Annotated in this window: 10 protein-coding genes; 1 reads left to right on the forward strand and 9 read right to left on the reverse strand. The window is 37.5% G+C overall.

The genetic code is table 11. The features are described from left to right. Window positions 1-67: 67 nt before the first annotated feature. The 4 genes from BALCAV_RS02020 to BALCAV_RS02035 all read right to left on the reverse strand — a co-directional run bounded on the left by BALCAV_RS02020 (window position 68) and on the right by BALCAV_RS02035 (window position 3,979). The gene (locus BALCAV_RS02020) at window positions 68-1,015 is read right to left on the reverse strand and encodes a GerAB/ArcD/ProY family transporter (protein WP_326938283.1); all 948 of its coding nucleotides are present in this window, start codon (window positions 1,013-1,015) and stop codon (window positions 68-70) included. Beyond that, on the reverse strand, window positions 999-2,648 hold the full coding sequence (locus BALCAV_RS02025) for a spore germination protein (protein WP_003324569.1): 1,650 nt from the start codon (window positions 2,646-2,648) through the stop codon (window positions 999-1,001). Before BALCAV_RS02025 ends, BALCAV_RS02020 begins: the two co-directional genes overlap by 17 nt. Window positions 2,649-2,865: 217 nt before the next feature. Beyond that, window positions 2,866-3,327 (reverse strand): IS200/IS605 family transposase, encoded by a 462-nt coding sequence (tnpA, locus tag BALCAV_RS02030; RefSeq protein WP_040323389.1) that lies wholly within the window; start codon window positions 3,325-3,327, stop codon window positions 2,866-2,868. A gap of 199 nt (window positions 3,328-3,526) precedes the next feature. Beyond that, a complete protein-coding gene (locus BALCAV_RS02035; RefSeq protein WP_003324327.1) occupies window positions 3,527-3,979 on the reverse strand; it encodes a hypothetical protein in 453 nt (150 codons plus the stop codon). Between the two features lie 493 nt (window positions 3,980-4,472). Between BALCAV_RS02035 and BALCAV_RS02040 the strand changes: the two genes are divergently transcribed. Further along, on the forward strand, window positions 4,473-4,871 hold the full coding sequence (locus tag BALCAV_RS02040) for a hypothetical protein (RefSeq protein ID WP_040323385.1): 399 nt from the start codon (window positions 4,473-4,475) through the stop codon (window positions 4,869-4,871). Between the two features lie 148 nt (window positions 4,872-5,019). On the opposite strand, the gene BALCAV_RS21050 is transcribed toward BALCAV_RS02040, so the two are convergent. The 5 genes from BALCAV_RS21050 to BALCAV_RS02065 form a co-directional block, all read right to left on the reverse strand. Further along, window positions 5,020-6,057 carry a lactonase family protein gene (locus tag BALCAV_RS21050; protein ID WP_003324325.1) on the reverse strand — a complete coding sequence of 346 codons (1,038 nt, stop codon included), beginning with the start codon at window positions 6,055-6,057 and terminating at the stop codon, window positions 5,020-5,022. 20 nt (window positions 6,058-6,077) lie between these two features. Continuing rightward, on the reverse strand, window positions 6,078-6,962 hold the full coding sequence (locus BALCAV_RS02050; protein ID WP_003324324.1) for a carbohydrate ABC transporter permease: 885 nt from the start codon (window positions 6,960-6,962) through the stop codon (window positions 6,078-6,080). Window positions 6,963-6,981: 19 nt separating this feature from the next. Then, on the reverse strand, window positions 6,982-7,845 hold the full coding sequence (locus BALCAV_RS02055; protein WP_003324323.1) for a carbohydrate ABC transporter permease: 864 nt from the start codon (window positions 7,843-7,845) through the stop codon (window positions 6,982-6,984). 85 nt (window positions 7,846-7,930) lie between these two features. Continuing rightward, window positions 7,931-9,175, reverse strand: coding sequence for an ABC transporter substrate-binding protein (locus BALCAV_RS02060; RefSeq protein ID WP_003324322.1), 1,245 nt, complete (start codon window positions 9,173-9,175; stop codon window positions 7,931-7,933). Window positions 9,176-9,982: 807 nt separating this feature from the next. Continuing rightward, window positions 9,983-11,596 (reverse strand): gamma-glutamyltransferase family protein, encoded by a 1,614-nt coding sequence (locus BALCAV_RS02065; RefSeq protein ID WP_003323804.1) that lies wholly within the window; start codon window positions 11,594-11,596, stop codon window positions 9,983-9,985. Between the last annotated feature and the right edge of the window lie 480 nt (window positions 11,597-12,076).

Genomic DNA, 12,076 nt, shown 5'->3' on the forward strand with positions numbered 1-12,076 from the left:
AACCCTACTCTTCCAACTTTCTCAACGACCTCATACATTTCAAAAACATTTTGAGGAAACATCGCAATCATAAAAAGAAAAGGCAACAAAAAAAGGTAAACATTTTTTGATCCTTTAATCGAAATAGTTGTGTCAGAGCTTGTACGGTAAACATATACGTGGAGAAAATGGTAGTAAAAACAGCAATGACCCAAACTGATAAAAAGATAGCATCCAATCTTTGAAAAGTCTGACCGAGTGAAGTAGACCTTGCTAATTCTAATGTCGGCCACGATAAATGTGTCAATTCTTTAGGTCCAAAAACAGCCAGGGCAGCCGACACGATTAATACATATAAACCGCCTGTTATTCCTATTCCAAAAAAAACGGCTTTGAACGCCTTCTCTGGTTTATGCATAGCAGGGATAATTAAGGTAAGAATAAAACCGCTTTGAAAAAGGGCGGCTATCGTAAACATACTCATCATCGTTCCACTCCAATTGTCATGAAAAACCGGCTGAAGATAAAGAGGGTTTGCGTTTCTCAAGGAGAGAATGACAATAATCAACGCTGGTGCCAAAATGATCGGAATATAGAATGTATGAATATAAGCAAAAGTGTTAAAATCATACCGAGTAAAAATAGCCGCTAAAATTAACATAACTAAAACCACGACCTCAAGAGGTGTCTCAATTAAAACAGCAGAATTAACAATCATTCCAAATTCACGTGAAGCAAATCCTGTTAAAAGGGCAAAAAAACAAATAATAAGAACACTGTAAACCCTCCCCATCCATTCCCCTAATATAATTTCACTATAATGAATGATTGATCGATCCGGAAACCACTTGCCGAGCTTAGTTATAACCAATAAGCTTAAACAAGTAAGAAGAGAACCAAGAAGAGTGACAAAAGGGGCCGCCGTCTCTGCTCCTCGAACAGCTATTAAAGGGATATGCAAGACCCCAACCCCTATAATTGTACTAACTAAAATCGCGATCGTTTGAGTTAGTGTAATGTCACGACGATGCTCCATTGTCTCCTTCCTCCGTTTCATGTTTAATTTTCGATTCATCAATTCCTTTACTTTTACGTTTTTGTATTTTCTCAAACTCTTGATTTAATCGTCTTTCATTCGGACTATGCAAGAAGGCAGGTCTTCTTGGCACCCACCATATAGGGCTTCTAATAAGAGTATCTTTCATGCCGTGTATATTTTCAGGTGAAATCGGACTCATATATGGAACTCCAAATGATTTTAATGAAAGCATATGATTAAGAATTAAAATCACCCCAACAATAACCCCATATAACCCAAAAAGACCGGCAAGGATCACTAAAGGAAACCGTAATAACCTAAGAGCAAAAGAGGCACTATATGCAGGAGTAGCGAAGGAGCCAATTGTTGTCAGAGCGATGACAACGACCGTCACAGGACTTGATAACCCTGCCGAAACAGCCGCTTCTCCAATCACTAACACCCCAACTATGGATATCGCACCCCCAAATTGTTTTGGTAATCTCACAGTTGCCTCACGCAATACTTCCATTGCCGTTTCAATTAGCAATACTTCGACAACAGCTGGATAAGGGACTCCTGCCCGTCCACCAGCTACAGCAACTGCAAATTCAGTTGGGATTAATTCTGGGTTAAAAGAAATAAATGAAACATACAAAGCAGGGAAAATTAATGAAAAGAGTAGAGCTACATACCGAATTAAACGGATAAAACTTCCCATTAAAAAGCGTGATGAATAATCCTCAGTTGTTTGTATAAACTGTTGAAATACGACAGGAACAAATAAGGCAAAAGGAGATCCATCACAAAGAATAGCAACTCTTCCTTCAATCATATTTCCAACGACACTATCAGGTCTTTCCGTAATTTTGGTCTGAGGAAAAGGAGAAAAATGATTATCTTCAATAAATTGCTCCAAATAACCAATATCCAAAATAGCATCCGTATCAATTTGTTTTAAGCGCTTTTCTACTTCTTCAACAATCTCTTGATTTGTTGTCCCTTCAAGATAACAAATTGCGACCTGTGTCTGTGTCATCCTCCCTAACGTTAATTTCCTTATACGAAAATGCGGTGATTGCAAACGATAGCGAATTAAACCGATGTTAGTCTCCAATCTTTCTATAAATCCTTCACGCGGACCAATAATCACTTGTTCTGTTTCTGGTTGATCAACAGATCGTTTTTCAACACTTTGAGTACCTATATGAATGGATTGTTGACAACCATCAACGACTATCAACGTTTCCCCCTGTAAAAGCAATTGAACAAGGGATGATAATCGAGATTCAAATGCAACTTCACTGAAATAAAGAATTTCATCTGTTAAATATCGCATCAAATGTTGTTCATTTTGGAGCTTCTCTTCGATTTCATCCTCTTTTTTTATCATTAATGGCTTAAAGACTTCATTTATAATTGGCTGATGAACGAGTGTCTTAATATAAAGAATCGCCGCTGACTTCCTACCAAATAATTTAAATCTCCTAATGTTAAAATCATCTTCTCCTAGATGCTTTATTAAATAAGTGATCGTTTGTTCAAGCTCTACTGACTGTAGTTGCGACTCTTCATCTAACTTTGAAAGGCTTAGATGATTTTGAACCTGTTGACTTCCTCTCTGTACTTTTTTCCGTTTCCAAAACGACATGATATCCCCTCACATAATCAATGAACTTTTTTCAGTATTTACTAAATTTCACTAATTATGTGTAAGAGCATCGTAACCATAGAAAATCAAAACCACCAGTGTGAACTGGTGGTTTACTCTGCGGCTGAAAGCCTTTCTTACCTGCCTTGGCCTTAAAGGCCCACTGAACAGGTTTCCCTTTTGCACCACATTCACTCACTCATTCTAAAGAATTTCTTTATTTCTTCTTATTTTTCTCACCCGTAAATGGGTCATAGTCTTCGAACAATGATAACTGGTTTCCCATATAATCTTCTTTTAGCTGATTCCTAATGTATTCTTGTATTTGCTTTTTGTTTCTTCCCACTGTATCAACATAGAAACCTCGACACCAAAACTTCCTATTCCCATAGCGATACTTCAAATTGGCATGTCGATCAAATATCATCAGGCTACTTTTCCCTTTTAAGTATCCCATAAATTGTGACACACTTAACTTCGGCGGGATACTTACTAACATATGGATGTGATCAGGACAAGCATTTGCTTCATGGATCACTACACCTTTTCTTTCACATAAATCTCTTATGATTTGTCCGATACTTTTTTTATATTTTCTATAGATGATTTGTCTTCTATATTTTGGTGCAAACACAATGTGATACTTACAATTCCATGTTGTGTGTGCTAAACTATTCATGTCCTTCACAGGGCATACCTCCTTCTTTGGTGAGATGAAGCGGTCGGGAAACCAACTTTATCCTACCATGGAAGTGAGGTTTTTTAATACCACGCTTGAAGCTCTTTTGAACCCCCGGCATAGCCAGGGGTTTTCGAAACCACAAAAAAGAACTGTCCTTCGGTCCATTTTTGACCTTGTGACAGTTCCTATCATTCGTTTATACACATTGAAAAGAAGAAATTCTTCTTGTATCGATCCCAAAATAGACCCAGCGGAAGAAGCTCCAACGAAATCCTGCAACAGAAGTCCGACCAATAAAGGTTGGATAAAACCAGAAGGAATCACCATTATTTAGTCGAATAAATGTAAAACGAAACAAACAACCTCTTAAACCACCTGGATCAACCGCAAAAGCAGTTGGACCGCTCGCTTGTAAAGCACTTATATCTGGTGGAGGTGTTGTTGGAGGTTGTGCACTCCCAGGTGCTCCTGGGGAAGTAGGGGGCGGCCCACCTGGTCCTGGCCCAAATGGCGGTGGTGCTGATGGTGATCCACCTGGCCCTGGTCCAAATGGTGGGAAGAAGGAACCTCCACCAAAAAAAGGACTCCCTCCAGTTCCCAGTCCACTAAACGGAGGGAAGTTCCCAAAAATCTGTCGTTGATTATGCATAAACAATTCTCCTTTCATCAAATGAATTGATATAATTTATGCATCCGCCTATCTATACGTGAATGACCTTCCTCTACTTTTATGCGATTGATTACAGAGGCCTAATAAATACACCTATATCCAACTAACTCTCACGAATAGCGTTCCAATATAAGAATGTAACACCCAATCAATAATTAACTATAGCTTCACGATACAGGTTTCTATATAATTAAGAAGGAATACGTTTTTTTACAATTTTCTTTTTTTCGAGAGGTGAAATGATGGCTCAAAAAAACACCCTTAAAAGCTGGGGGACAAACTTCTTTTTTATTATAAGTACCATACACTTCTAATTGTTGTCATTAGCATTCTTTCCATTTTTATTCTCTCCTCTTTATTTGCCGAAGAAAAAGATGTTCAAGATTACAAAAGTGATGAATCACCTTTACATATCCTCATTTTTGGAGAGTTTGAGGAGGATAAACTAGAAGAGATTCATTCCCAAGTCAATATGCTGTTTCCATTATGGGATCCCATTCACCTTGAATTCATTTATGCTCCTACTGAAATCATGGAATACAACGACCTTGCAAGCTTTTATCAAAATCAAGTCGTGATACAAGAAACCGAACCTGATATATATATATTTGACAAACATTATTATCAACAATTTGTCGAAAATGGTCCTTTTTTAGATACTCGTTTTTTACAAATGAATATTCCACTTGAGAAGCAATTGCCGATAGCAGGAACGGAAAGTGAGCAACTATTTTATTATGGTATTGACGTAAATAACTTTTCTCCATTTCAATTATTAGGGGATCAAGATAAATTTTTGCTCATTCATAAGTCAACGAACCGGATAGATTCTGTTGAACAATTTCTTCAAAAGTTGTTGTATGGTGGATAAAGGAACTGACTAATTGACGAGGCCTATCAGTTCATCTGAAACAAGTACTCAAAGCAACCGATAATATCATTAAATCCTTTCTATGTATATAAAAAGAGCTGTACCCGCAAAGTCCATTTCTTGACCTTGTGGGACAGCTCCACTTTTTTTAACGTATATGCAAACAAACAGGCTTATGTATTCGGTTTAAGGAACATGTTTCTTCAAGCACACCATTACCTGTCACTCTTAATAAATGAATCGAATCTGTCCGTTCATTCGCTACTAAAATTGAATCACCATTTGGATCTATTTGAAAGTTTCTTGGCCATTCCCCTGTCAGCATTGTATGATCGATCAACATTAATTCCCCCTCCTCATTTATCTGAAAAGTAGACAAACTATGATGCCCGCGATTAGATGTGAAAATGAGCCGTTCGGTTGGATGTATATGGATATCTGCCCCATAATTATCCCCTTTAAAATCTTCTGGAATTGTTCTGATTTCTTGCAAAAGAGATAGTTGAACCTCTTTTTCATCTAAACGATAGGCGGCTACAGTCGACTGATGCTCGTTGACGACATAAACTGTTTTCGTTAATTCATCAAACGTAAAATGTCTTGGCCCCGCCCCTTCTGCCGTTTCCACTTCATTTGTATACACAAGTCGTTGCTCCTCTTGTTCCAAACGGTATAAAAACAAACGATTTAACCCTAAATCAGGAATTAAATAAATGTTAGAAGTAAGTCGTTTAATTTGATGAGGGTGAGACACATCCCCTAGCTCATTAAATTCCTCGAAAGCAACTAATGACTGAAGTGCACCATCCTCATTAAGTGAAAAGGCAGCTACACTCCCTCCACCATAATTAGACGCAAATAAAGTTTTCTCCTCTTCAGATAAACTTAAATAGCAAGGTGAAGAGCCATTTGTTTTTTGTCGATTCATTTCCATTAACTCTATTTTCTCGCCATGATACTTTAATTGATAACTGACCACTTCTCCATCCTCTACTTCACTAACAGCATATAATCGATCCCCTTTTTGATTAACCGTTAGATAGGATGGGTTCTTAATTCCAGACACTCCACCAATTTTCAAAAATTCGTTTATTTTCTCATCATAACGAAAAATGACAATCGCTTCTTCTGTTGCTTCATTATAAGTACCAATAAAAAGATAGCGTTCTTTATTCCTTACTGTCATCATTTCACCTCATTTCCTGATTATCCTTTTACCGCTCCAGATGTAGCTCCTTTTTCGAATGTTTTTTGGGCAAGTAAATAGAAAACAATAACGGGTATAACCGTTAAAATAATCGCTGCTGTCATCAACCCATAGTCCGTTCCATATTGTGAGCTAATATTAGCTAAAAGCACAACAATCGGAGCAACCTTCTCTTGTGGGACTAGTACTAATGAGGTAAATAAATCATTATAGGACCATAAAAAGACAAACGTTCCAACTGTCGCAAACGCCGGTAATGAAATTGGGAGAAAGATTCTTGTGAACATCTTCCAACGATTACAACCATCCATCACAGCCGCTTCTTCCAATTCTTTCGGAATCGTCGCCATATAACCACTAATTACTAATACAGCAAAAGGGATATTCGCTGCCGTAATCGGAATAATAAATCCTAAATGAGTATTCACAAACCCCATGCTAATCATCATGCGATAAACAGGCACAATCGTCGCAAAAGCCGGAATTAAAAGACTAGCAACTAGAGCTGTTTGAATAAACCCTCTTAACCTAAACTTCATTCGCGACATCGCAAAAGCAGCTAACCCACCAAACATAAGAGCGAACAATACAACAGAGCCACTCATAATAAAACTATTTAAATAGCTTCTGCCAATATCGACTGTATTAAAAGCATTTATATAGTTTTGTAAGGTTGGTTCAGAAGGCAGGGCAAAGGTATCGGTAATAATCTCTCTTGAATTTTTAAAGGAGTTCAAGAACACCCAAACTAAAGGGAAAATGGTGGTCACTGCCCAAGCGGACAAACAAATATAAACAAACAAACGACCATATTTAGATTTATGAATATATCTATCTTGAATCTTCTCCCAAAAAGTCAGTTTATTTCTTTCTATTTCGGTCATACTGAAACACCACTTTCCATTAATATGTTACTTCTTCACGTTTTAATAACTTATTGGTCACAAACGCTAAAGTTAACCCGATCACAACCATTAATATCGATAAAGTCGCCCCATACCCCATCGCATTATCAACGATTGCTTTTTGGTACATATACGTTCCTAACACTTCTGATTGCCTTGCATGTCCACCACGGGTAATGATATAAACAAGTTCAAAGATTTTTAAAGCTCCTGTAATCGCCAAAATTAAACATGTTTTCATATCCGATACGATTAATGGTAACGTTATTTTGGTCATTCGCTTCCAACCTGTAATTCCTTCTAATTTTGCTGCCTCATAAAAATCATCAGGAATTTTAGCAATTGCTGTTAAAATAATGATGAAATAAAAACCGACATAATGCCAGATCGTCGGAATCGCCACCATATACAAAGCTGATGATTCCGTTAACCAAACTTGTCTCTCTAAACCAAAACTAACTAAAATTTCATTTAATAATCCATTCCGATAATTATAAATTAAGGAAAAAAGCAAACCGATTGCAGCTCCAGAAATGACGATTGGGAAAAAGAAGGTCGTTCTAAAAAAACCGGCTCCTCGTTTAATCGAATCCACCATTATCGCTAATACTAAGGCAATCCCAACTTGGAAAATCGCCACATATAACATAAGCTCCAACGTATTTAACGTTGCATTTAAAGCAATTTGGTCATTAAAGAGGCGAATATAATTATCGAACCCAATAAACGTCGAATTAAAAAAACCGTCCGTGCGATAAAAGCTTAACTTAATATTTTCAAAGAAAGGATAATATAAAAAGATACCAGCCATTAATAATGCAGGTGTCATAAATAAAATGATATAAAGTCTATCGCCCTTCATAGGAAGCTCCTTTATTTCAAAATCGTTTACCTTGCCAAGTTAAAGATTGACAAGGTAAACATTTGTTTTGTTTTCAAACTTGTTATTATTCCATTGCTGCTGCTTCTTCGACTACTTGAGCCCCTGTTTTTGAACCATTTACTACTTCAGGAACACTTTGACGCATATGAGTAAAAGCCTCCGCATAAATTCGATCATTAATAGGTAACTCAACCGCTGGTGCATCGGCCACTAATTTATGTCCGTTTGCTAAATGGTCTTCTAAATCTGTTAATTCACCTTTGGCAGGCGGTTGACCTGTTGGCTCAACTAAACGAAGTAAAATCTCTTCTGATGTTACATAATTAAAGAAATCAACAACTGCATCACGCTTGTTCTCATCTTCATAAGATTCTGTACTAATAAACCAACCAGAAGAAGATCCACCAACAAGCTCACCATGTTGGAAGCCATCAGCATAACCTGGCATTGGTAATACTTTCACTTGCTCAGCAATACCCGCTTCATTTAACTGACCCCAGAACCATGACCCTTCAAAAATCATTGCCGCTTGTTCTTGTTTAAATAACTCAGCAGCTAATCCTAAATCAAGTGTAGCCGCATCAGCTGGAAAAGCTCCTTTTTCTGCATGCTCGGCTATTTTGTCTAAACCAGCAGCCCATGCTGGATTTTGGTCAGATAACTCAGCACGGTAAGCGTCCATCCCACCTGCTGCTAACACATAATGCTCTACAACATAATAAGAAGCTTCTGTTGAGGCTGCAATCGGAATAATATCGGTTTTCGCAAACTCTTCAATTGCTTTTTCATATAACTCCCAAGTAGTTGGCAATTCAATTCCATGCTCTTCAAATAGTTTTTCATTCACAAAAATCGCTTCATAAAAACCTGATTGAGGTGCTGCATAAATGCCACCATCCTCATGTCTTTGCTGTTCTAACATGGAGTTATAGCCTGATAAATCAATGCCATCAGCATCTTCTAAATTGATCACTTTTCCTTCATTAATAATCCCTTGTGCATCAACGGTATTAAAGAAAAACATCACGTCTGGTTCATTGCCAGAAGAATATTCTGTTTGAACCTTCGTACGAATCGTTTCAGCATCTGCTGATTGTGAATCATTGACAATTGTAATATTCGGATTCTCATCTTGGAACTCGGCAAGTACTTCTTCAAATACTTTTCCCGATGGATCAGTTCCAGCCATCATAGTGACGACTCTTAATTCTACTTCCTCAGATGAAGCACTGTTGCTACCACAAGCAGCTAAGAACATAACACATAAAACCATTAAAAATGATAGAAGGCCAAACTTTTTCTTTTGCATAAGAACTCCCCTTTTATTAAATGATTTTATAAAAACAACTAAACGATTATAATGTTCAGTTGTCTATACCAAATAAATTTTTCTTTCAATTAAATTTCATATATTCCTAACTTCACCCCAGAACAATTATGACAACATCTTTTATCTAATAATTGTTATTTAGGAATGTCCTATCTCGTAAATTTGTCTGGCTCTAAAATATAAAAGGCTTACATTCCATTTAATGACTTAAAGAACCATTTATCACCTTATGGTAAACGAAAAATATTTTCAAAACCTTCTAAGTATTAACAACATTATAATGTTAATTGTAACACATGTTTTGAAATTTGGTATAACAATTTATGATATTTTTTTCGACATTTTTTTATTAAATACTACATATTCAAGAGTTCACCTTATTGATGTCTTATTTAATATAGTTGTCTAGTCTAATTTGGCACTCATTTGTTAGCAATCCCCCATTAACCTTTTTTTCGCACTTTAATCTCGACAACTCGGCTTTTTCATTACCTGTTGGGGCTTATTCGCACCCTAATTTTGCCCACTCAGCTTTTTCATTACCTATTAACGTTTATTCTCACCCTAATTTTGCCCACTCAGCTTTTTCATTACCTATTAACGTTTATTCTCACCCTAATTTTGCCCACTCAGCTTTTTCATTACCTATCTGCCCTTATCCACACCATAATCCCACCACCGCACTAAGATTAAGTGTCACATCTTCTCCAACCAAAAAAGCCACTCAAAAGATCCTCTGACCTCTTGAATAGCCTCTTAATAATCTTCCCTTTATTTCGTCTCATTTTACCAAGCGGCAATGGCTCCGTCCGTTCTGAATTCAGTACCACCTTGGAATACTCCTGTTTTCGGATCTCGCCAAATAATTTGCCCCCTCCCAAATGAACTTGTATCTAGAGCGACAGAAACTTGATGACCTTTTCTTTCGAGTTCTTGGGCAAGATGAAGAGGAAAATGGGGTTCTACCATTACTTTTTTATCTTCCAACCATTGCCACCTTGGCGCATCAAGAGCTGCTTGTGGATTTAGTTCTGCATCAATCGTATTCATAATCACTTGGACATGGCCTTGTGGTTGCATAAAACCACCCATCACCCCAAATGGTCCAATCGCTTCATCGTCTTTTGTTAAAAACCCTGGGATAATCGTATGGAATGTTCGCTTTCCACCTTCTAGTCTATTATCATGATTGGGATCTAGTGAAAAATTATGTCCTCGATTTTGCAGGGCAATACCTGTGCCAGGAACAACAATTCCAGAGCCGAACCCCATATAATTACTTTGGATAAAAGAAACCATATTCCCTTCTTCATCAGCAGTCGCTAAATAAACCGTTCCACCTTTTGGAGGAGTTCCTGCTTCTGGCACCTCCGCCGTATCCGTTATTTTCTCTCTTCTCATCACCGCATATCCTTCTGATAATAAGCTACTTACGGAAACAGACATTTTCTCCGCTTCGGTTATGTATTTTAAACCATCCGCAAACGCTAATTTCACCGCTTCAATTTGTTTATGATAACGGTCAACGGACTCATAGCTTCCAAACTGATAGCCTTTTAACGTATTTAAAGCTAATAGAGCGACTAGACCTTGCCCATTAGGTGGGATCTCCCATACGTCATAGCCACGATAGTTCACACGGATCGGTTTGACCCATTCTGGCTTATATGCAGCTAAATCCTCTTTTGTTAAAAATCCATTATATTGGTTTGAACAAGCAGCGATCTTATCAGCTAATTCGCCCCGATAAAAACTCTCCCCATTTGACTCTGCAATGGAACGTAATGATTTCGCATGGCTAGGCGAAGACCATATTTCACCGATTTCAGGTGCTCTCCCATTCGGAGCAAAGGTATCAAACCAATTTTGAAACTCCTCCCCCTCCCATGAATTTTTATAATGACGATAAGCTCTTGCCCACATTTTTCCGAGCACAGGCGAAATTGGAAATCCTTCTTCTGCATATTCAATCGCTGGTTTTAATACTTCCGTTAATGGTAACTTCCCAAAACGTTTTGACAATTCTGCCCAAGCGGCTGGTGCTCCTGGAACAGTAACCGGAATCCAGCCATGTTTTGGCATTTCAGAATAACCTCGTTCTTTAATAGCCTCAATCGAGATATTTTTTGGGGAAAATCCACTTGAATTTAAACCGTGTAGCTCTCCTTTTGTCCAAACTAAAGCAAAAGCGTCACCACCAATGCCATTTGATGTCGGTTCCACCACAGTTAAACAAGCAGCTGTCGCAATCGCCGCATCAATTGCATTCCCACCTTGTTTTAAAATTTGTAAACCCGCTTCAGCAGCAAGTGGTTGAGAAGTCGCGACCATCCCTTTTTTCGCAAAAGTTGTCATTCTTTGTGATTGGAATGGGTAGTTCAATTGATCGATATTCTGCATTTTTTTCACTCCTGTTATATTATAAATACTCGTTTTTTTAATTGTTGATTAACCTAATCCCTTCATTTTTGCCTTACAATAGTCTGAATTGAGTAAGATGCCTATTCGGATACTCATTGAAATGCTAGATTTCTATATTTACTTTTTTTGAGAGTTTTCGAGATAATGTAGCTTTACCAGATCCGGCGAACCAATTAAAGTCAGCTTCATTATTACCCATCTTTTTATTTTACAATAATAACCGAGTTCATTCATTTAAAATTCAGAAAAAATAATATAATTCAATCAAACTACTAACATAAGTTAGGTAAGCCAATTAGGCATATAGCACGTAGAAATGTCTTGCTCTACATAATTTTTTATTCTTTTAAGCGGTAAAAGTTTGGATTCTACTGTCCCTTCCTTTTGGATACATTTGAACTACTCGCCACTTAGCTAACGCTTGAAGTGGGAGATTCTTGGGAACAGAGCGTACTTGTC

Origin of the sequence: Alkalihalobacillus alcalophilus ATCC 27647 = CGMCC 1.3604, from assembly GCF_000292245.2 — a bacterium.
Lineage (GTDB): Bacteria > Bacillota > Bacilli > Bacillales > Bacillaceae_D > Alkalihalobacillus > Alkalihalobacillus alcalophilus.